Origin of the sequence: Fulvimonas sp. R45 (assembly GCF_030504985.1) — a bacterium.
Lineage (GTDB): Bacteria > Pseudomonadota > Gammaproteobacteria > Xanthomonadales > Rhodanobacteraceae > Rhodanobacter_A.
Genome location: NZ_JASERU010000002.1, coordinates 226,882 through 248,082, shown reverse-complemented (window position 1 = coordinate 248,082; position 21,201 = coordinate 226,882). Strand labels below are relative to the sequence as shown.

Genomic DNA, 21,201 nt, shown 5'->3' with positions numbered 1-21,201 from the left:
CGCTCCGATGGTCCGTCTCAAGCGCTTTCCGGCGACTGGTTGAGCACCGCCCAGAACTGCCCCAGCGTGCGCACCGCGGCGAAGAACTGGCCCACGTCGACCGGCTTGATCACGTAGGCGTTGGCGCCCAGGTCCCAGCTGCGCGCCAGGTCGCTTTCCTCGCGCGAGGAGGACAGGATCACCACCGGGACGCGCCGCAGCCGCTCGTCCTCGCGCATGTGGGTGAGCACTTCCAGCCCGCTCATGCGCGGCATCTTGATGTCCAGCAGCACCACCACCGGGTCGCCGTCGCTGCGCCCGGCGAAGGCGCCGCGGGCGTGCAGCCAGTCCAGGCAGTCCACGCCGTCCTCCACGTGCACCACCGGGTTGGCCAGGTTGGCCTCCTGCAGGGCGTCCATCGCCATCTCGGCGTCCGCCAGGCTGTCCTCGACCAGCAGGATGGGACGCAAGCAACCTTGTTTCATCGGGTCTCCCGTTTGTCGGATGCCGCCGGCTCGGCCGACAGCGTGAAATGGAACCGCGCGCCCTGGTCCGGCTCGGCCTCGGCCCAGGCCCGGCCGCCGTGGCGCATCACGATGCGCCGCACGTTGGCCAGGCCGATGCCGTTGCCGGGGAACTCCGAGGCGCGGTGCAGGCGCTGGAACACGCCGAACAGCTTGCCGGCGTACTGCATGTCGAAACCGGCGCCGTTGTCGGCGACGGTGAATTCGTAGTCGCCGTTGCGGGCGCGCTGCGCGCCCACCTCGATGCGCGCCAGCTCGCGCTGGCCGGTGTACTTCACCGCGTTGCCGATCAGGTTCTGCCATACGGTGCGCAGCATGTTCTCGTCGCCGATCACCACCGGCAGCGGGGCGATCTTCCACTCGATGCGGCGGTCGGGCGCTTCCGACTCGGCCAGCGCGCACGCCTCGTCCACCAGCGACTGCATGTCCACCGGTTGCAGGCGCATGGCGCCGCGGCCCAGGCGCGAGAACACCAGCAGGTCGTCGATCAGCTGCGCCATGCGCTGCGCCGCGCTGCCGATCACGTCCAGGTAGTGGCGCGCGCGCTCGTCGGCCTGCTCGCCCAGGTGCTGTTCCAGCTTGCCGGCGAAGCCGGCGATGTGGCGCAGCGGCGCGCGCAGGTCGTGCGAGACGGAGTAGCTGAAGGCTTCCAGCTCGCGGTTGACGTCGGAGACCTGCGCCACCTTGCCCTCGAGCTGGTGGTTCAGCTCGTTCACCTGCTGCTCGGCCAGCGCGCGCGCGGTGACGTCGCTCACCGTGAGCAGCAGCGTGGGCGCGTCGCTCTCGTCCCGCTGCAGGCGGCGCGCGTTGATCACCACGTGGCGCTCCACCTCGTCCACGGTGCGCTGGACCAGCTCGTAGTCCCACAGCTCGCGGTCGCGCGCCAGCACGTCGGTGAGCCGCTGCAGCAGGGCGCCGTCGGTCCAGGCGCCGCCGCCGATCTCCTCCAGCGGCGCCGCGCGGGCCTCCTCGGGCACGCCGTACAGCTCGCTGAAGGCGTTGTTCACCAGCAGCGTGCGCAGCTGGTCGTCGAGCAGGGCGATCGGCTCGCGCACGGCCTGCAGGATCATGCGCGAGCGGCGCACCGCCTGCCCTTCGCGGATCTCCGCGCGCAGGCGCTTGCCGATCTGGCGCTCGGACACCACCACCACGATGGCCAGCAGCAGGATCTGCGCGCCGGCGGTGATCGCCAGCACCATGCGGCTGTCGAAGGATTCCGCCTGCGCGTCGTTGCGGCGCGCCTGCAGGATGTCCTCCTGGCTGCCGGCGACATGGCTGGTCAGGTCGTCGATGTTGTACAGCCGGCCGGCGTCCTGCATGGCGCTGACGGCCCCGGCCAGGTCGCCGCGCTGGTAGTGCAGCAGCGCCTGGTCCATCAGCGCCAGGCGGCCGTTCACCGCGGCGGCCAGCGCGTCCGCGCGCGGCTGCTGGCCGGGCTCCTCGTCGCTGCGCGCGCGCAGCTCGTCCAGCAGCCGCGGCACGTCGTGGTCGGCGCGCTGCGCGCGCACCAGCACGTTGGCACCGCGCTCGCCGCCGAGCATGCGGTAGATCGCCGCCTCGCTGTCGCGCACCACGTAGGCGATGCGGTAGACCAGCGCGCCGGTCTCGGCCGAGCGGGTGACCTGCTCGCTGGCCGTCAGCGCCGACTTCACGCCGCTGCGGGTGATCATGTAGGGCAGCGCGACGATCACCAGCACGGCGAACAGCAGGCCGACGATGCGCCAGCGCAGCGCCACCACGTCCCGCATACCCTTACGGATCATCACTCCGCCCTTTCAAGCACGTCGCGGCATTCTGGCATGTTTCCCGTCGCGCGCCAGCCCGGGCGGACGAAGGCGCCTACCGTCCGTAGGCGCTCATCGCCGCCGGCCGCGCCGCCACGTCCGCGCCCCACGCGCGGTCCGGTGCGGACTGCATCACGAAGCGCAGCTCGCCGCCGGCGAGGATCTCGCCATGGCGCAAATACACGCGATCCAGCGGCTTGCCGTTCAGCGTGACCTTGCCCACGTAGGGATGCGCCGCGTCCAGGTGCTCGGCCACGACGGTGAAGGCGTGGCCGTTGGCCAGGTGCAGCACCGCCTTCGGCACGAACGGGCGGCCGATCGCGTACTCGTCGCTGGCCGGCGTCACCGGGTAGAAGCCCAGCGCGGTGAACACGTACCAGGCCGACATCTGGCCCAGGTCGTCGTTGCCGGCCAGGCCGTCGGGGCGCGCGGCGTACTGGCTGTCCATGATCTGCTTCAGGCGTTCCTGCGTCTTCCACGGCGCGCCGGCGTAGTCGTAGAGGTAGGCGATGTGGTGGCTGGGCTCGTTGCCGTGCGCGTACCAGCCGATCAGGCCGGTGATGTCCTCCACGTTCTTGAAGTGCGAGGGATCGACCTTGGCGTCGAACAGCGCATCCAGCTTGGCGACGAACTTCGCGTCGCCGCCCATCGCGCCGATCAGCCCAGCCACGTCCTGCGGCACGTACCAGGAGTACTGCCAGGCGTTGCCCTCGGTGTAGTCGCTGCCGTAGCCGGCGAAGGTGGGATCGAACGGGGTACGGAACTGGCCGTTGCTGAGCCTGGCGCGCATGAAGCCGCTCTGCGGGTCCCACGCGTTGCGCCAGTTCGCGGCGCGCTTGTCGAAGGCAGCCGCGACCTTCGTCTTGCCCATCGCCTTGGCCATCTGCGCCAGCGACCAGTCGTCGTAGGCGTATTCCAGTGTCTTGGAGGCGGCCTCCGGCTCCTTGTCGATCGGCACGTAGCCCAGCTTCATGTAGTCGGCCAGGTCGCCGTAGGGGCCGTAGGTGGCGCTGGACACCATCGCCTGCAGCGCCTTCTCCGCGTCGAAGCCGCGCACGCCCTTGACGTAGGCGTCGGCGATCACCGGCACCGCGTGGTAGCCGATCATGCACCAGGTCTCCAGCCCCTGGTACGCCCACACCGGCAGGATGCCGAACGGGCTGGCCTGCTGCGCCGCGATCAGCGAACGCACGAACTGCGAGCTGAGGTCGGGCCGCAGCAGGGCCATCAGCGGCTGCTGGGCGCGGTACACGTCCCACAGCGACCAGGTGGAATAGAAGTCGAAGCCGTCCGCCTTGTGCACCTGGTGGTCGGGGCCGCGATAGTCGCCGTTGACGTCCATGCTCAGCGTGGGCGAGAGCATGGCGTGGTACAGCGCGGTGTAGAACTGCGTGCGCTGGGTCTTGCTGCCGGACACGTCGATGGCCGACAGCGCCTTGTCCCAGGCCGCGGTGGCCGCGGCGCGGCGGGCGTCGAAGTCCCAGCCCCGGCCGTCCTGGTCGAGGTTGGCGACGGCGTTGGCCTCGCTCACCGGCGAGATCGCCACCTTCACCACCAGCGGCTGCTTCAGCGTGCCGAAGTCGAACACACCTTCCAGCGCACGGCCGTTCTCGGCGTCATGGTCCTCGGGCTGGTTGCCTGGGCCCTTGAAGCCCTTGTAGGTCACGTTCGCCTCGCGGTCGTACAGCGTGCGCGAGACCATCGGCTGCGAAAAGCGCATCGCGAAGCACAGCTCGCGCCCCGGCGCCCAGCCGCGGGTGGTGCGGCAACCGGTGACGGTACCGTCCTTGCGCACGCGCAGGCGCGACCACAGCACCTTGCCGGGGTAGTCGTAGATGCTGGGGCGCAGGTCGAGCAGCAGGTGCGCCGGCCGGTCCTTCGGGAAGGTGTAGCGGTGCCAGCCGATCCGCCGGCCCGCGGTCAGCTCGGCGCGGATGCCGGCGTCGGCCAGGGTCACCGCATAGTAGCCGGCCTGCGCCACCTCGGTGGCGTGGCTGAAGCGCGAGCGGTAGCCGCTGCCCGGCCTGGCCGGGTCGCCCGGGTCCAGTTTCACGTCGCCGGCCTCCGGCATCACCAGCACGTCGCCGAGGTCGGAATGGCCCGAGCCGGAGAAGTGCGTATGCGAGAAACCCATGATGGTGGGATCGCCGTACTGGTAGCCGGCGGCCCACTTGTAGGCATGCCTGAAGTCCGGCATCGCGGTGTCGGGCGAAAGCTGGATCTCGCCGAACGGCACCGTGGCGCCGGGGAAGGTGTGGCCGTCGCCGCCGGTGCCGATGCGCGGGTCGACCGCCGCGGCGTGGCCGGCCGTGGTGGCGGCGGCCAGGCCGGGGGCCAGGCCCAGCGCGGCGGCCAGCAGGACGGGTCGCCAGGATCGGAATGCACTGTGGCGCATGGGCAGCCTCGATTTAGATCGTTTGAAACCGGACACGCTAGCACCCGCTGCCGGGCGGGCGCATGCTGCACTGCGTTATTTCGCGCATTTCGCTCAACCGGCAAGATTCGGTTACATTTGGATCGTTACAAACCGGGGAACGTCCACGATGGGAAGCACGCCGCAGGTCCGACGGAAGGTCACCCTCAGCGACATCGCGGCTGCCTGCGACGTGTCGCGCGCCACGGTGTCGCTGGTGTTGCGCGGCAGCCCGCTGGTGAACAAGAACACGCGCGCGCGCGTCGAAGAGGAGCTGCGCCGCCAAGGGTACGTCTACAACCGCTCCGCCGCCAACCTGCGCCGGCGCACCTCGTCCAGCATCGCGCTGGTGCTGAACGACCTGGCCAACCCGTTCTTCGCCGAATTCGCCGCCGGCGTGGACGAGGCGGTGGCCGCGGCCGGCTTCGTCACCCTGCTCGGCAACACCGCCGAATCCACCGACCGCGAGCAGGCGGTGCTGGGCTCGCTGGTCGAGCACGGCCCCGGCGGCATCATCCTGTCGCCGGCCGAGGGCGGCGACGCGCGCAAGGTGCTGGAGGCGGTGGGCGAGCACCTGCCGCTGCTGCTGTTCAACCGCGAGCTGGGCGGCGACATGCCCGCGCGGGCGCACTGGGACACCCTGGTGCTGGACAACCAGCGCGGCGCGCAGATGGCCGCCGAACACCTGATCGCGCTGGGCCACAAGCGCATCGCCTTCTTCGGCGGCCATCGCGATTCCAGCTCCTGCCGCCAACGCCGCGAGGGCTACCGCCAGGCGATGCACGCGGCCGGGCTGCGGGTGGAATCGCACTGGATGATCGAGAGCGCGCCCACCCGCCTGGACGCCGCGCGGCAGGCCGCCGCGCTGTTCGCCGGCAAGTCCGCGCCCACCGCGGCGGTCTGCTACAACGACGCGGTGGCGCTGGGCCTGATGCTGGGCCTGTACCAGCACGGCCGCCGCCCCGGCCACGACTTCGCGCTGACCGGCTTCGACGACATCGCCGAGGCCCGGGTGAGCATGCCGCCGCTGACCACGCTGTCCACCGTGCCGCGCGAGCGCGGGCGGCAGGCCGCCGCGCTGCTGCTGCACCGCCTGCACCATCCCGACACGCCGCCCAGCCACACCGTCGCGCCGGTGAAGCTGGTCGTGCGCGACAGCAGTTGCCCGCCACCCGCCGCCTGAATCCCGAGGGGGAGAACCGCATGGCCTTCACCGCACCGCCACCTTCCACGCCTGCGCCCGCGCAGGACGGACGCCAGCGCTACACCGACTACCCGATGGCGCTGGGCGTCATCACCACCGTGTTCTTCATGTGGGGCCTGTTGACCGCGCTGAACGACATCCTGATCCCGCACCTGAAATCGACCTTCCAGCTCAATTACGCGCAGGTGATGCTGGTGCAGTCGACGTTCTTCGGCGCGTATTTCCTGATGTCGCTGCCCGCGGGCAGGCTGGTGGCCGCACTGGGCTACAAGAACGGCGTGGTGGCGGGGCTGGCCATCGCCGGCATCGGCGCGCTTGGCTTCTGGCCGGCGGCGGCGCTGCACCTGTACGGGGCGTTCCTGGCCGCGCTGTTCGTGCTGGCGACCGGCATCACCGTGCTGCAGGTGGCCGCCAACCCGTACGTCTCCCTGCTCGGCCCGGAGCGGACCAGCTCCAGCCGCCTCACCCTGGCCCAGGCGCTCAATTCGCTGGGCACCGCGCTGGCGCTCTGGTACGGCGGCAAGCTGATCCTTTCCAGCGTGGTGCAGACCCCGGACGCGATCGCCCGGATGGCCCCCGCCGAGCAGCTCGCCTACCAGACGCAGCAGGCCCACGCGGTGCAGGGTCCGTACATCGGCCTGGCCGTGGTGCTGTTCCTGCTGGCCGTGTTCGTGTGGCTGTTCCGCCTGCCCGCGCTGCGCGAGGCCACCGACCAGGCCGACGCGGTCCACCACACCTACTTCGACGTGCTGCGCCATCCGCACGTGCTGTTCGGCGTGCTCGGCATCTTCTTCTACGTGGGCGCCGAGGTCTCGATCGGCAGCGCGATGGTGAACTACCTGTCGATGCCGGACATCGGCCACGTCAGCGAGCAGCAGGCCGCCTACTACACCTCGTTCTACTGGGGCGGGGCGATGGTCGGCCGCTTCCTCGGCTCGTGGCTGATGGCGTTCCTGCCGCCGCGCCGGCTGCTGAGCGTCTTTGCGGCGGTCAACGTGCTGCTGGTGCTGACCACCATGCTCAGCCACGGCCAGGTGGCGGTGGTCAGCGTCATCGTCGTCGGCCTGTTCAACTCGATCATGTTCCCGACCATCTTCGCGCTGGGCATCGAGCGGATGGGGCCGATGACCAGCAAGGCGTCGAGCCTGCTCATCATGGCCATCGTGGGCGGCGCGGTCATTCCCTGGCTGCTGGGCGTGCTGGCCGACCGCATCGGCCTGCAGCACGCCTTCGCGCTGCCGCTGCTTTGCTACGCCTACATCGTGTACTACGGCCTGTCGGGCTCGAAGATCCGCACGTCCACGCCGGTTGCGGCGCCATCTGCCACGGAGGCGTCGGCGTGAGAGCCTGCTCACAATCTCACCATAGCCCGCGTTGGCTTGCCCTGGCCGCCTGGCGGCCAGGGCAAGCCAACCCTTCCTCGCTCCTCAAAGCCGGGTCCATCCATGGGCTCTCCCCGCGTGCGGGCCGGGTCTGTTGGCCCGCATCCCCGCGTCATCGCTCCGTCGTGGACGGACGTCCACTCCTTCGCTCTTCCTTGGCCTGCGCGCAAACAACTCCCGGCGCGGGCCACGGAGAGACTATGAACAGGCTCTAGACATGCGTTCCATCCTCTGCTTCGGCGAAGCGCTGATCGACTTCCACGCCGAGGGCGGCGACGGCCACGGCTACCCGCGCGCCTTCGTGCCCTTCGCCGGCGGCGCGCCCGCCAACGTGGCGGTGGCGGTGGCCCGGCTGGGCGGACCGGCGCGCTTCGCCGGCATGCTCGGCACCGACCTGTTCGGCGACCTGCTGCTGGACAGCCTGCGCCGCGCCGGCGTGGCGGTGGACGACGTGGTGCGCACCGGCGAGGCCAATACCGCGCTGGCCTTCGTCGCGCTGGACGCGCACGGCGAGCGCAGCTTCAGCTTCTACCGCCCGCCCTCGGCCGACCTGCTGTTCCGCCCCCATCATTTCCGCGCCGCCGCGTTCGACGGCACCGCGATCTTCCACGTCTGCTCCAACAGCATGACCGACCCCGCGCTGGCCGAGGCCACCCGCGAGGGCATGCGTCGCGCGCGCGCCGCCGGCGCGCTGGTCAGTTTCGACCTCAACCTGCGCCCGGCGCTGTGGCCGCAGGGCGTGGAACCGCGCCCGCTGCTGTGGCCGGCGCTGGAGCTGGCCGACCTGCTGAAGCTGAGCGCGGAAGAATTCGACTACCTCGCCGCGGATGGCGAAGCCACCCTGCTCGAGCGCCTGTGGCAGGGCCGCGCGCGCCTGCTGGTGGTGACCGACGGCGCCGCGTCGATGCGCTGGTTCACGCCCGGCGCGCACGGCGAACTGCCCAGCTACCGCGTGCCCGCGGTGGACAGCACCGCCGCCGGCGACGCCTTCGTGGGCAGCCTGCTGTACCGGCTCGCCGCGCAGGCCATCGGCCCCGCCGAACTGCCCGCGCTGGCCACCGACCTGCCGCGCCTGCACGCCACGCTGCGCTTCGCCGCCGCCGCCGGCGCCCTCACCGTCACGCGCCAGGGCTCGTTTTCCGCGATGCCCGACGCGGCCGAAGTCCAAGCCTTCATGGAGTCCCGCGCATGAGTCCCCACCTCCCCGCCGAACCGCTGCCCGACCTTCGCTCGGCCAGCGTCCTGCGCCAGCACATCGCCGACACCATGGCGTTCTACCATCCGCACGCGATCGATCCCGCCGGCGGCTACTTCCAGTACTTCAAGGACGACGGCACGATCTACGACCGCAGCCACCGCCACCTGGTAAGCAGCACGCGCTTCGTCTTCAACTACGCGATGGCGGCCATGGAGTTCGCCGATGACGCGGCGCTGCAGCGCGAGTATCTCGACGCCGCCCGCCACGGCCTGCGCTACCTGCGCGAGGTGCACCGCAACCCGGGCAACGGCGGCTACCACTGGACGATCCGCGACGGCCGGCCGGAGGACAGCACCAACCACGCCTACGGCGTCGCCTTCGTGCTGCTGGCCTACGCCACCGCGCGCAAGGCCGGCCTCGGCGAGGCCGTGCCGTGGATGGACGAGACCTGGGACCTGCTCGAGCAGCGCTTCTGGGACGCCGGCGCCGGCCTCTACCGCGACGAGGCCGACGCCGACTGGCGCTTCAGCGACTACCGCGGCCAGAACGCCAACATGCACCTGTGCGAGGCGATGCTCGCCGCGTGGCAGGCCAGCCGCGACGCGCGCTACCTCGACCGCGCGCTGGTCCTGGCCGACCACATGACCCGTCGCCAGGCGGCCAAGATGGGCGGCCTGGTGTGGGAGCACTACGACCGCAACTGGGAGGTCGATCCCGACTACAACCGGGACGACCCGCGCAACCTGTTCCGCCCCTGGGGCTTCCAGCCCGGCCACCAGACCGAGTGGGCCAAGCTGCTGATGATCCTCGCCCGCGAACTCGAGGCCGCCGGTCGCACGCCGCCCGACTGGCTGCTGCCGGTGGCGCGCCACCTGTTCGACACCGCCGTGGCGCGCGCCTGGGACGCCGAGCACGGCGGCCTGTGCTACGGCTTCGCGCCCGACGGCAGCATCTGCGACGGCGACAAGTACTTCTGGGTGCAGGCCGAGTCGCTGGCCGCCGCCGGCCTGCTGCGCGAGCGCAGCGGCGAGGCGGGCTACGACGCCTGGTACGGCAAGCTGTGGGCCTACGCCTGGCAGCACCTGGTCGATCATCGCTACGGCGCCTGGTACCGCATCCTCACCCGCGACAACCGCAAGTACGACGACGAGAAGAGCCCGGCCGGCAAGACCGACTACCACACCATGGGCGCCTGCCACGAGATGCTGGCGCTGATCCGCCGCGGCGCCTGCCCGTAGGGACCCGGCATCGCCGCCGCGTCCGGTGACGCGGCGGCGACCCGCACCGTGGCATGCTCCGCCCATGCCTGCATCATCCTTGCCGCCGGTCTTCACCATCGGCCACTCCACCCGCCCGTTCGACGACTTCCTGGCGCTGCTGCAGGAGAACGGCGTGGAACGGATCGCCGACGTGCGCCGCCTGCCCGGCTCGCGCCGCTGGCCGCAGTACGACCAGGACGCCCTACGCGACGCGCTGGCCGCGCACGGCATCGGCTATCGTCACTACGCGAAGCTGGGCGGCCGGCGCGGCGGCCGCGCGGACGACTCGCCCAACACCTGGTGGGAGCACCCCGCCTTCCGTCGCCACGCCGACTACGCGCTCACCACGCCGTTCCACGAAGGCCTCGACGAGCTGCTCGCCGACGCGCGCGAACGCCGCTGCGCGGTGATGTGCGCCGAGGCGGTGTGGTGGCGCTGCCACCGGCGCATCGTGGCCGATTACCTGCTCCACGCCGGGCGCGAAGTGCTGCACATCCTCGGGCCGCACCACGTCGAACACGCCGCGATGACGCCGGCGGCGCAAGCCTGTGCCGGGGGCCTGGTCTACCCGGGCCTGCCACTTCCCGATGCGAGGACTCCGTCATGACGCACACCTACAAGGTCGGCGACCACGTGAGCTGGAACTCGGAGGCCGGCCGCGTACGCGGCACCATCATCAAGGTGCACACCCGGGACGTCGACTGGAAGGGCTACACCCACCACGCCAGCGACGAGGAACCGCAGTACGAGATCCGCAGCGACCGCACCGAGCACGTGGCCCTGCACAAGGGCAAGGCGCTGCGGAAGTTGAAGTAGCCGCGCGCTGGCGCGACACGGCTGGCCGCCGCGCCTTGCTCCTCCCCCTGCGTGCCGGGGGAGGTTGGGAGGGGGTGAGGTTTTTCCGTCGACTTGAAAGGCACCCCTCCCCAGCCCTCCCCTGCAGGCAGGGGAGGGCGCAGAAGCGGAGAGCGTGGCGCCGCATCCATCGAATGAATACGTATGCAAGCGCTGGTTGCTGCACCGCGATGCAGCCTAGCCTAGGGCGGATACCCGCGTGCCCGGCCTGCCGCCGGCCAGGAGACGACCGATGACGCCGACCGCCCCCTCCCGTCGCCAGGCGCTGCCGTGCTGACCGCCGCCGTCCCCGCACGCACCAAGCCGGAGCTGTCGTTCTGGCAGATCTGGAACATGTGCTTCGGCTTCCTCGGCATCCAGTTCGGCTTCGCGCTGCAGACCGCCGACGTCAGCCGCATCTTCCAGACGCTCGGCGCCTCGCTGGAGCAGATTCCGGTGCTGTGGGTGGCCGCGCCGCTGACCGGGCTGGTCGTGCAGCCGATCATCGGCCACTGCTCCGACCGCACCTGGACGCGGCTGGGCCGGCGCCGTCCGTATTTCCTCGCCGGCGCGCTGCTGGCCACGCTGGCGCTGCTGTGGATGCCGAACGCCGGCACGCTGTGGATGGCGGCGGTGCTGCTGTGGCTGATGGACGCCACCTTCAACGTGGCGATGGAACCGTTCCGCGCCTTCGTCGCCGACCAGCTGCCGGTGCGCCAGCGCCCGCTGGGCTACCTGCTGCAGAGCTTCTTCATCGGCATCGGCGCGGTGGTGGCCTCGATGCTGCCGTGGATCCTGGCGCACCTGGGCGTGAGCAACGTGGCGGTGGGCGGCGGCATTCCCGACACGGTGAAGTATGCCTTCTACGCCGGCGGCGTGGCGCTGCTGGGCGCGGTGCTCTGGACGGTGCTGCGCACCCGCGAATACCCACCGGAGCAGCTGCGCGCCTTCGACCCCGCGGCCGATGGCGGCGCGCTGCCCGACCTGCGCGGCATCTGGCGCAACGGCAGCGCGTGGCTGCTGGCCGGCGCGCTGCTCGCGCTGCTGATCGCGCACTTCGGCCTGCGCCAGGAGATGTACCTGCTCGCCGGCGGCCTGGTCGTCTACGGCCTGCTGCTGGTCGGCTACGAGGCGGCGCTGAAGCTGCGGCCGGTGCTGTCGGAAAAGCGCGGCCTGCTCGGCCACGTGCTGGGCGACCTGCACGTGATGCCCGCGGCGATGCGCCAGCTGGCCTGGGTGCAGCTGTTCTCGTGGTTCGCGCTGTTCGCGATGTGGATCTACACCACCGCCTCGGTGGCGCAGGTGCAGTACGGCGCCACCGACGCGCACTCGGCGCTCTACAACGAGGCGGCCAACTGGGTCGGCGTCCTGTTCGCCGTCTACAACGGCTGCGCCGCGCTGGCGGCGGCGGTGATCCCGCGGATGGTGCGCCGCTGGGGCCTGCGCGCCAGCCACCTGGCGAACCTGTGGCTGGGCGGCGCGGGGCTGCTGTCGTTCCTGTTCATCCGCGACCCGCACTGGCTGCTGCTGCCGATGGTCGGCGTGGGCTTCGCCTGGGCGTCGATCCTGGCGCTGCCCTACGCGATGCTGTCGGACAACCTGCCGGCGGCGAAGATGGGCGTGTACATGGGCATCTTCAACTTCTTCATCGTGATCCCGCAGCTGGTCGCCGCCAGCGTGCTGGGCGAGCTGCTGAAGCGCTGCTTCCACGGCCAGCCGGTGTGGGCGCTGGCGGTGGGCGGCGCCAGCCTGTTCGTGGCGGGCTTGTGCACGCTGCGGGTGCGGCTGGCGGACGGACAGGCGGCCTGAACCCTCCCGCACGACAGGTCAAGAATCCGACAGTCCCCGGTCGGCATTGGGCAAGTGCCGCCGATGCCTGCCCTGATGCCGTTTCCTACCATGAGGCCATCCCGCCCGTACCGACTTGTCGGCCCGGGCGCCCCGGACACGGCAGGAACCCGACATGGCCATCGATCTCGACCGCCCCTACCCGCTTACCGCACAACAGATCGTCGGCTATCGCCGCGACGGCTTCATCAAGCTCAAGGACGTGTTCGACGCCGACGCGCTGCGCCACTACGGCGCAGAGATCACCCGCCTCACCATCGCGCTGAACACGCAGACCAGGCCGCTCGAGGAACGCAGCACCTACGACCGCGCCTTCCTGCAGGTGATGAACCTGTGGGAAGAGAGCGACACGGTGCGCGAGTTCGTGTTCGGCAAGCGCCTCGCCGGCCTCGCCGCGGCGCTGATGGAAGTGGACGGCGTGCGGCTGTATCACGACCAGTCGCTATACAAGGAACCGGGCGGCGGCATCACGCCCGCGCATGCCGACCAGTACTACTGGCCGCTGGCCAGCGATCGCACCATCACCGCCTGGGTGCCGCTGCAGGCGGTGCCGCAGGACATGGGCCCGCTGGCCTTCTTCGCCGGCAGCCAGCACGTGGAATTCGGCCGCGACCTGGGCATCTCCGACGAGAGCGAGCGCGCGATCACCGCCAACATGGAGGCGCATGGCTTCCGCGTGGTGGACGAGCCGTTCGAGCTCGGCGAGGTGAGCTTCCATTCCGGCTGGACCTTCCACCGCGCCGGCCCCAACCGCTCGGCCCGGCCGCGCTCGGTGATGACGGTGATCTACATGGACCGCGACATGCGCCTGCAGGCGCCGGACAACCACATGCAGCAGGCCGACTGGGACCGCTGGTGCCCCGGAGCGCGCGTGGGCGCGGTAGTCGACACGCCGAAGAACCCCGTGCTGTTCGAAGGCGGGCTGTCCGGGCGCGGGGCTGCGGCATGACGGACGACGTCGTCCGCGGCGCGGCGCTGATCGCCAACGGCGACGGCCGGTTCGGGCTGGAGACCATCGAGGTCGACCCGCCCGCGGCCGGCGAGGTGCGCGTGGCGATCGTCGCCGCCGGCGTCTGCCACACCGACCACGCCGCGCTGCGCTGGCCCGGCCCGCTGGTGCTGGGCCACGAGGGCGCCGGCTACGTCGAGGCCATCGGCGAGGGCGTGGAAGGGCTGGAGATCGGCCAGCCGGTGATGCTGAACTGGGCCATCCCCTGCGGCCACTGCGCGCAATGCGAACGCGGCGCGGCGCCGCTGTGCGAGCGCACCCACGAGACCGACGTCGCGCGCCTCGGCACCAGCCGCGCCCACCCCGGCGCCACGCGCTGGCGCGGCCGGCCGGTCGAGCGCGCCTTCCACCTCGGCACCTTCGCCCGCTACACCCTGGTGCGGGCGGAGGCGGTGACGCCGCTGCCTCCCCATCTGCTGCCGGAAGTGGCCTGCATCCTCGGCTGCGCCGTGATGACCGGCGTGGGCTCGGCGGTGAACGTGGCCGCGATGGCGCCGGGCGCCACGGCGGCCGTGCTGGGCTGCGGCGGCGTGGGCCTCAACGTGGTACAGGGCGCGCGCCTCGCCGGTGCGCGCACCATCATCGCCATCGACCGCGTGCCCGCGCGGCTGCAACGCGCGCGCGAGCTGGGCGCCACCCACGCGCTGCTGGCGCGCGACGACGACGCCGGCCACGCGCGGCTCGTCGCCGAGGTGCGCGCGCTCACCGACGGCCGCGGCGTGGACCATGCCTTCGAGGCCACCGGCGTGCCCGCGCTGGCCTTCCTGCCGCTGCAGCTGGCGCGCAACGGCGGCGACGCGCTGCAGGTCAGCGGCGCGCACGGCCCCGCCACGCTGGAACTCACCGACCTGTTCTGGAACAAGCGCTACCTCGCGCCGCTGTACGGCGGCTGCGTGCCCGCGCGCGACTTCCCGCGGCTGTTCGACTGGATCGCCCAGGGCCGGCTGGAACTGGCCGCGCTGATCAGCCACCGCTATCCGATGGAAGCGCTCGCCCGGGCCTTCGACGACATGCTGGCCGGGCGCAGCACCAAGGGCGTGTTGCGCATCGCATGAGCCCGGCCTTCCGCACCGTCGAGGTTTCCGCACCCGGCATCGAGGCCGACGGGCTGTCCTTCGTCACCGTGAAGAGCCGCGCGCTGGGCCGCCGCGCCGACGTCACCCTGTACGTGCCGCCCGCGGCGCGGGGCGTGGCGGACCTGCCCGTCGTGACGCTGCTGCACGGCGTGTACGGCTCGCATTGGGCCTGGGCGCTGAAGGGCGGCGCGCACCGCACCGCGGCGCGGCTGATCGACCAGGGTGCGCTGCCGCCGGTGGCGCTGGTGATGCCCTCGGACGGCCTGTGGGGCGACGGCTCCGGCTACGTGGCGCATGCCGGCCACGACCCCGAACGCTGGATCGTCGACGAGGTGCCCGCGCTGGCGCGCGAGCTGGTGGACGGCTGCGGCGCGCGCTCGCCGCTGCTGCTGGCCGGCCTCAGCATGGGCGGCTTCGGCGCACTGCGGCTGGCCGGCAAGTATCCGCACCGCTACGCCGCCGCCGCCGCGCTGTCGGCGGTCACCGAGGCGGCGCAGTTCGACGCGCTGATCGAGGAAGACCGCCGCGACTGGAGCCGCGCGCCCGCCGACCTCGACGTGCTGGCCGCGCTCGCCGGCGCCGCCGGCACGCTGCCGCCGCTGCGCATCGACTGCGGCCTCGACGACCCCTACCTCGAAGCCAACCGCGCACTGCACCGCGCCCTGCAACGCGCCGGCATCGCGCACCATTACGCCGAAAGCGAGGGCGGCCACGACTGGGCCTACTGGTCGGCCACGCTGGAAGGCACGCTGCGCTTCTTCGGCGACGTGCTGCACGCCACGGGAGACGACCGATGAACCCCGCACGACCGCTGCTCGCCGCACTCGCCACCGCCCTGCTGGCGCTGGCCGCGCCCTCCGTCCCGGTCGCCGCCGCGACGCCTGCGCCGGCCGCGGCACCCGCGCCGCCGGCCAGCCAGGTGTTCTACCAGATCTTCTTCCGCAGCTTTCGCGACTCCAACGGCGACCGCATCGGCGACCTCAGGGGACTGACCGCGAAGCTCGGCTACATCAGGCAGCTCGGCGCCACCACGATCCTGCTTACGCCGCTGCAGCCCTCGCCCTATTACCACAACTACTTCGCCACCGCGTTCAGGGCCATCGACCCGGCCTACGGCACGCTGGACGACTACTTCGCCTTCGTCCGCGCCGCGCACGCGCAGGGCCTGAAGGTGTACCTGGACGAGGAATTCCAGTACGTCGCCGAAGGCAACCCGTGGTGGCGCGACTCGATCTGCAAGCCGCACGCGAAGTACGCCGGTTACCTCTTGTGGAAGGACGCGAAGCACTGCGTGGCCCAGCCCTTCCTCGGCCGCGCGAAGTGGGCGAGCTACACCGGCACGTCCTACGGCATCGCGATGGTGAACCTCGGCAACCCCGCGGTGCGCGACTACTTCCGGGACCTGCTGCTGTACTGGGCCGACCCGCACGGCGACGGCAGCGGCCGCGACGGCGTGGACGGCTTCCGCATCGACCACATGATGGACGACCTCGACCACGAGGGCCTGGACACGCACCTGTTCGCGGACTTCTGGGCGCCGATCTTCCACGCGCTGAAGGCGCGCCGCCCGGGCCTCGGCATCCTCGCCGAGCAGGCCGACTGGGGCTACGGCACGAAGTGGCTGACCGACGGCCACGTGGACATGGTGTTCGCCTTCCCGCTGCGCGGCGCGCTGGTCTCGCTGGACAAGCAGCAGATCGTCAATGCCATCCGCGCCACCGACGCCGCCACGCCGCCGGGCAAGCGCCAGGTGGTCTTCCTGGAGAACCACGACATCGACCGCTACATGTCCGAAGTGCACGGCGACCCCGCCAGGGCGCGCGCCGGCGCCGCGATCGCGCTGCTGCTCAAGGGAGACGCGCTGATCTACTACGGGCAGGAACTGGGCATGCGCGGGGTGCAGCCGAAGAACGTCGGCAAGGCCGGCGGCATCCCGCTCACCGACGGCGTCGGCATCCCCTCGCGCGAGGCATTCCGCTGGCGGGCCGACCTGGACGCCCCGGGCTCGGCGATCTGGTACAAGGGCAGCACGCCCTGGTGGCCGGACCGCTACAACCGCTCGCACGACGGCGTCTCGCTGCAGGAAGAGGAAGCCCGGCCGGATTCGCTCTACCACTGGTACCGCCAGTTGCTGGCACTGCGCCACGCGCGACCGGAACTGCACGAAGGCACGCAGCGCATCCTCTGTGACGACCACAGCGCGGTGCTGTGCATCCTGCGCGAGGACGGCGCGCGGCGCACACTGCTGCTGGTGAACCTGGGCAAGACCGACGCGAAGCCGCGGCTCGACCCGGGGCTCGTCGCCGGCATCGCCTGGGTCGACCTGCTCGGCGACGGCGCGGGCGCCTCGCCCGATGCGGTGCTGAAGCCGATGCAGGTACGCATCGTGGGCACGCCCGCGCGCCCCTGACCATTCACCCTGAGCGTAGGCCCGAAGGGCCGACGCGGGGAGCGACCAAGGATGGTCGCGCCTTGGGGAGCGAGGAAGTCGAAGGGCCTTCGGCAACGCGGCGTTTCGACTTCGCCCGCTGCGCGGGCTACGCTCAACGCGAACGGGCGAGGGAATCCGCCGGGAGACGCGCATCCCGGCCGGAGAGTGCCACCGAGGTGAAACGCCCGGCACGCCACCAACACCCACCGTCCGATGGGCGACAATCCTCCCATGGCCCTGCCCCACCTCGACCGCCCCATCTGCGAACCCGTCGAACTGCCACCCGGCGCGCCGGTGCGCGCCGAGCGCATCCGCCAGGGGCGCGAGGCGGGCGCCACCGATCCGTTCGTGCATTTCCACGACGTGCACGAACTGGTGCTGTTCGGCGAAGTCGCCGGCCACTTCGACGCCGACGGCCGCCGCTATGCGCTGGCGCCGCGCAGCCTCGCCTTCATCCCCTCGATGCGCCAGCACGATTTCTTCCTCGAGGCCGGCCCGCGCGACTGGATGCTGGTGCAGATCGAGGCCGCCGCCGGTGAGCCGCTGGCGCGCCGGCCGGGACTGGAGCGCCTGCGCCAGCCCTTCTGCGCCCTGCCGAACCGCGGCCTGCACCGCCGCCTGATGCTGCTGGCCGAGTGGCTGGCCGGCCTGGACGCGACCGACCCGCTGGCGCTGCCGATCGCCCGGCTGCTGCTGCGCGCCGCGGCGTTGGCGCCGGCGGTGGAAGGCGTGCCGCTGGCGACCGACGCCCACGGCCTGCAGCGACTGCGCCCCGCCATCGACCGCCTGCGCCGTTCCCCCGCGGACGCGCCCGGCGCGGAGCAGGCGGCGGCGCTATGCGCCCTGTCGCCCGCCTATTTCAGCCGTCGCTTCAAGCAGCAGGTGGGCATGAACTGGAGCGACTACGTGCGGGCGCACCGCCTGCACCTGGCCAGCCGCCGCCTGCTGGAGACGGACCGCAGCATCGCCGCCATCGCGGGCGAGCTGGGCTTTTCCACCGCCTCGCATTTCGGCGAGCTGTTCCTGCAGCGCTTCGGCATGACGCCCGGCGCCTACCGCCGCGCCGGCCGTGCGCAGCGCCGGCCGCCCCGCGAGGCCTGACGCCGGCCGACGCTCAATCGGAACCAGGCGCCAGCAGGAAGCTCATCGGCGCATCCAGCCGGGCGGCCCAGGATGCCTCGCTGTGGTCCGCGCCGGGGAATGCCCGGCTCTCGAAGTGGCGGCCGTTCCAGCCCTTCGACTGCAGCAGGCGGTCGACGCGCTTCTGGATGGGGTCGTACCAGGCGTCCAGCGTCTTCGTGCCATGGTCGAAGTAGACGCGGTGGCCGGCCGGCGCGGGGAAGTGCTGCGCGATGTAGTCCACGAACGCATCCGGGGCCGGGTCGTGCGTACCATCGTCCAGCGCCAGGTACGGACCCAGCCAGTGGGTGGACAGGCACGCCGCGCCGCCGAAGACGCCCGGGTATTCCGACATCGCATACCAGGCCATCAGCCCGCCCATGCTGGAGCCCATCGCGAAGGTCGCGCCGGGCGCGGGATCGACGGCGAAGCGGCGGTCGATGGCGGGCTTCAGCTCCTGCGTCACGAACTTCAGCAGCGCGTCGGAATACGGCGCCACCGGCAGGATCTGGAACGTCCCCAGCTGCCGGGCGAACAGCGCCTGCCGCTGCGCCGGCGTCAGCGATTCCCACGGCTTCTGCGGGAAGTATTCGCTCATCCGCAGCGACTGCGCGTTCCAGAGGCCGACGATGATGAACGGCCGCGTCTTGCCGGCGGCCATCAGCTTCGCCGCGGTCGCCGCCGCCCGCCAGCTCTGCAGGCCCGGCCCGGAGCGGCGGCCGAACAGGTTCTGGCCGTCGAACATGTACAGCACGGCGTACGGCGCCTGCTCCGGATAGCCCGGCGGCAGCCAGACGTCCACATTGTGCGGCGCCACGTACTGCGAGGGCACCCGCTCCAGCCGCACGATGCGCCCGGCAGGCACCTGCGGCGGCGACGGTTCGGCCGCGCGCGAACGCGCAGTGGCGCCCAGGGCGGCCAGGCCGAGCAGCAGCGCGGCGGCGGTCGTTGCGAGGCTTCGGTGGGCGGTGGGCATGGGTATGTCACTCGTGGATCGATGCATGGCGGGTTCCGGTTCAACGGCAGGCGGCGGCAGGCGCGTCCGCGACAGCCTGCAGCATGGCGACGTCGGCGAACAGCACGCTGTGCCCGGGCAGGTAGGCCACGCCGTCCTCCACGCGCCCGCCCGGCAGGCCGTGGCCATCGTGGACGCACAGCACGCAGGCCGGCAGCGGCAGCGCGGCGGCCTCGCCGCCCAGGTTGAACATCGCCAGCACCGTCTCGTCGTCGAAGCTGCGCAGGAAGACCAGCAGCGGCTCCGGCGCGTCGAGGAAGCTGATCTCGCCCCAGCGCAGCGCCGGGCTGTGCCGGCGCCACTGCATGAAGTGGCGGAAGCGGTTCAGCGGCGAGGCCGGGTCGCCTTCCTGCGCCGCCACGCTCAGGCCGCGGTGGCGGCTGTCGACGGGCAGCCATGGCGTGCCGGTGGTGAAGGCGCCGTGCTCGCCGTCGCGCCACGGGATCGGCGTGCGGCAGCCGTCGCGGCCCTTGGAGTTGGGCCAGAAGGCGATGCCGTAGGGATCGCGCAGCGCGTGGAACGGCACCTCGGCCTCGGGCAGGCCCAGTTCCTCGCCCTGGTACACGCACACCGAGCCGCGCAGGGTGCAGGCCAGCGCGGTGAACAGGCTGGCGATGTGTTCCGGCGCGTCGGACCCGGCCCAGCGCGAGCGCACGCGCATGGTGTCGTGGTTGGAGATCGCCCAGCACGGCCAGCCGCGCGGCATCTGGCGCTCCAGGCTCTCGACGGTTGCGCGGATGTAGCGCGCCGAGCACTCGTCGGTCAGCAGCTCGAAGCTGTAGCTCATGTGCAGGCGCTCGTCGCCGGTGTACTCGGCCATCGTGGCCAGCGAGTCCTCGGACGAGACCTCGCCCAGCGAGGTGGCGCCCGGGTAATGGTCCAGCAGCCGGCGCAGCTGACCCAGGAAGGCCAGGTTTTCCGGCCGGGTGTTGTTGAAGTGGTGGTACTGGTAGGCGTAGGGGTTGTCCGGCGAGAAGCCGCGGCCGAAGCGTTGCTCGGCGGGCTTGGCCGGATTGTCGCGCAGCAGGCGGTCGTGGTAGCAGAAGTTGATCGAGTCCAGCCGGAAGCCGTCGACGCCGCGGTCGAGCCAGAAGCGCAGGTGGTCGAGCGTGGCCCCAGGCACGTCGGGATGGTGGAAGTTGAGATCGGGCTGCGCCGCCAGGAAATTGTGCAGGTAGTACTGCTCCCGGCGCGGCTCCCACTGCCAGGCCGGGCCGCCGAAGATCGACAGCCAGTTGTTGGGCGGCGTGCCGTCCTCGCGCGGGTCGGCCCACACGTACCAGTCGGCCCTGGGGTTGTCGCGGCTCTGGCGGCTTTCCTGGAACCAGGGGTGCTCGATCGACGTGTGGCTCGGCACCTGGTCGATCAGCACCTTCAGGCCCAGCGCGTGCGCCTTGGCCAACAGCGCATCGAAATCGGCCAGCGTGCCGAACACCGGGTCGACGTCGCGGAAGTCGGCGATGTCGTAGCCGAAGTCGGCCATCGGCGACTTGAAGAACGGCGAGATCCAGATGGCGTCGACGCCGAGGCTGGCGACGTAGTCCAGGCGCGCGGTGATGCCCGGCAGGTCGCCGATGCCGTCGCCGTCGCTGTCCTGGAAGCTGCGCGGATAGATCTGGTAGATGACTGCGCCGCGCCACCAGGGGGCGTTGCTCATGGTGCGTCTCCGATGCAGGCATGCGCGGCCACGGCGCGCATGCGGCGCTCAACAGGAAGGAATGGCAGGAATGCCGCTGAAAATGCCCTAGGGGGCGCAAGCGTACGTGGACTCAAAAACCGAAAACAGGGCCCGCAATCGTATTCATGGAGAAATGCGGATACACGCGCCAAAACGCCTTTGCGGACGCCGGCCGGCACGTCCCTCGATAGAGGCCGCGGCCATGTTGCAGGACACCAGAAAAACGCCAGCGCAGCGCACTGACGCCCGCAAGGAAAGCCCCGCCATCCGCGCCGCAATGCGGCATGCGCCCGTCCACGATGTCGCACCCGGCCGCACCCCGGGCCTGCCTGCGGCGACGCCGTCGCGGCGGGGAAACCGGTTCGCGCGGTTTTTCGCATACGTATTCGGTGATCGCATACGTATGCGGAAGTTGTCCCGCTTGAAAATGCCCGTCTAGTATCCCGGC

At 71.3% G+C, this 21,201-nt stretch carries 17 protein-coding genes; 12 read left to right on the top strand and 5 right to left on the bottom strand.

All coding sequences use genetic code 11. The annotated features are described in order from the left end of the window. Nucleotides 1-17 precede the first annotated feature (17 nt). The 3 genes from QMK61_RS02645 to QMK61_RS02635 all read right to left on the bottom strand — a co-directional run bounded on the left by QMK61_RS02645 (nt 18) and on the right by QMK61_RS02635 (nt 4,682). Entirely contained in the window at nt 18-464 is a 447-nt protein-coding gene (locus tag QMK61_RS02645) for a response regulator (RefSeq protein ID WP_302070227.1), read from the bottom strand. Then, entirely contained in the window at nt 461-2,266 is a 1,806-nt protein-coding gene (locus tag QMK61_RS02640) for an ATP-binding protein (protein WP_302070225.1), read from the bottom strand. Before QMK61_RS02640 ends, QMK61_RS02645 begins: the two co-directional genes overlap by 4 nt. 76 nt (nt 2,267-2,342) lie before the next feature. Continuing rightward, nucleotides 2,343-4,682, bottom strand: a complete 2,340-nt coding sequence (locus tag QMK61_RS02635; protein WP_302070224.1) for a GH92 family glycosyl hydrolase — start codon at nt 4,680-4,682, stop codon at nt 2,343-2,345. Nucleotides 4,683-4,830: 148 nt separating this feature from the next. Between QMK61_RS02635 and QMK61_RS02630 the strand changes: the two genes are divergently transcribed. From QMK61_RS02630 to QMK61_RS02575, 12 genes are all read left to right on the top strand, one after another. After that, nucleotides 4,831-5,883, top strand: coding sequence for a LacI family DNA-binding transcriptional regulator (locus QMK61_RS02630; protein WP_302070222.1), 1,053 nt, complete (start codon nt 4,831-4,833; stop codon nt 5,881-5,883). 95 nt (nt 5,884-5,978) lie between these two features. After that, nucleotides 5,979-7,247, top strand: a complete 1,269-nt coding sequence (locus QMK61_RS02625) for a sugar MFS transporter (protein WP_302070322.1) — start codon at nt 5,979-5,981, stop codon at nt 7,245-7,247. A 256-nt stretch (nt 7,248-7,503) separates the two neighbouring features. Further along, on the top strand, nt 7,504-8,478 hold the full coding sequence (locus QMK61_RS02620) for a carbohydrate kinase (RefSeq protein WP_302070220.1): 975 nt from the start codon (nt 7,504-7,506) through the stop codon (nt 8,476-8,478). Beyond that, nucleotides 8,475-9,722, top strand: a complete 1,248-nt coding sequence (locus QMK61_RS02615) for an AGE family epimerase/isomerase (protein WP_302070219.1) — start codon at nt 8,475-8,477, stop codon at nt 9,720-9,722. The genes QMK61_RS02620 and QMK61_RS02615 overlap by 4 nt, the downstream gene beginning before the upstream one ends. 64 nt (nt 9,723-9,786) lie before the next feature. Further along, nucleotides 9,787-10,350, top strand: a complete 564-nt coding sequence (locus QMK61_RS02610; RefSeq protein WP_302070218.1) for a DUF488 domain-containing protein — start codon at nt 9,787-9,789, stop codon at nt 10,348-10,350. Beyond that, nucleotides 10,347-10,559, top strand: coding sequence for a DUF2945 domain-containing protein (locus QMK61_RS02605; RefSeq protein WP_302070217.1), 213 nt, complete (start codon nt 10,347-10,349; stop codon nt 10,557-10,559). Before QMK61_RS02610 ends, QMK61_RS02605 begins: the two co-directional genes overlap by 4 nt. 372 nt (nt 10,560-10,931) lie before the next feature. Next, complete coding sequence (locus QMK61_RS02600; protein WP_302070321.1) at nt 10,932-12,386, top strand: MFS transporter; 1,455 nt, start codon at nt 10,932-10,934, stop codon at nt 12,384-12,386. Nucleotides 12,387-12,540: 154 nt separating this feature from the next. Beyond that, on the top strand, nt 12,541-13,374 hold the full coding sequence (locus QMK61_RS02595; protein ID WP_302070216.1) for a phytanoyl-CoA dioxygenase family protein: 834 nt from the start codon (nt 12,541-12,543) through the stop codon (nt 13,372-13,374). Continuing rightward, on the top strand, nt 13,371-14,489 hold the full coding sequence (locus QMK61_RS02590) for an alcohol dehydrogenase catalytic domain-containing protein (protein ID WP_302070215.1): 1,119 nt from the start codon (nt 13,371-13,373) through the stop codon (nt 14,487-14,489). The genes QMK61_RS02595 and QMK61_RS02590 overlap by 4 nt, the downstream gene beginning before the upstream one ends. Next, the gene (locus tag QMK61_RS02585) at nt 14,486-15,307 is read left to right on the top strand and encodes an alpha/beta hydrolase-fold protein (protein ID WP_302070212.1); all 822 of its coding nucleotides are present in this window, start codon (nt 14,486-14,488) and stop codon (nt 15,305-15,307) included. Before QMK61_RS02590 ends, QMK61_RS02585 begins: the two co-directional genes overlap by 4 nt. Beyond that, nucleotides 15,304-16,920: an alpha-amylase family glycosyl hydrolase gene (locus QMK61_RS02580; RefSeq protein ID WP_302070211.1), complete on the top strand. Its 1,617-nt coding sequence runs from the start codon at nt 15,304-15,306 to the stop codon at nt 16,918-16,920. Before QMK61_RS02585 ends, QMK61_RS02580 begins: the two co-directional genes overlap by 4 nt. A gap of 252 nt (nt 16,921-17,172) precedes the next feature. Further along, a complete protein-coding gene (locus tag QMK61_RS02575) occupies nt 17,173-18,042 on the top strand; it encodes an AraC family transcriptional regulator (RefSeq protein WP_302070210.1) in 870 nt (289 codons plus the stop codon). Nucleotides 18,043-18,055: 13 nt separating this feature from the next. On the opposite strand, the gene QMK61_RS02570 is transcribed toward QMK61_RS02575, so the two are convergent. After that, nucleotides 18,056-19,036, bottom strand: coding sequence for an alpha/beta hydrolase-fold protein (locus QMK61_RS02570; protein WP_302070209.1), 981 nt, complete (start codon nt 19,034-19,036; stop codon nt 18,056-18,058). Nucleotides 19,037-19,076: 40 nt separating this feature from the next. After that, complete coding sequence (locus tag QMK61_RS02565) at nt 19,077-20,732, bottom strand: alpha-glucosidase (RefSeq protein ID WP_302070208.1); 1,656 nt, start codon at nt 20,730-20,732, stop codon at nt 19,077-19,079. Between the last annotated feature and the right edge of the window lie 469 nt (nt 20,733-21,201).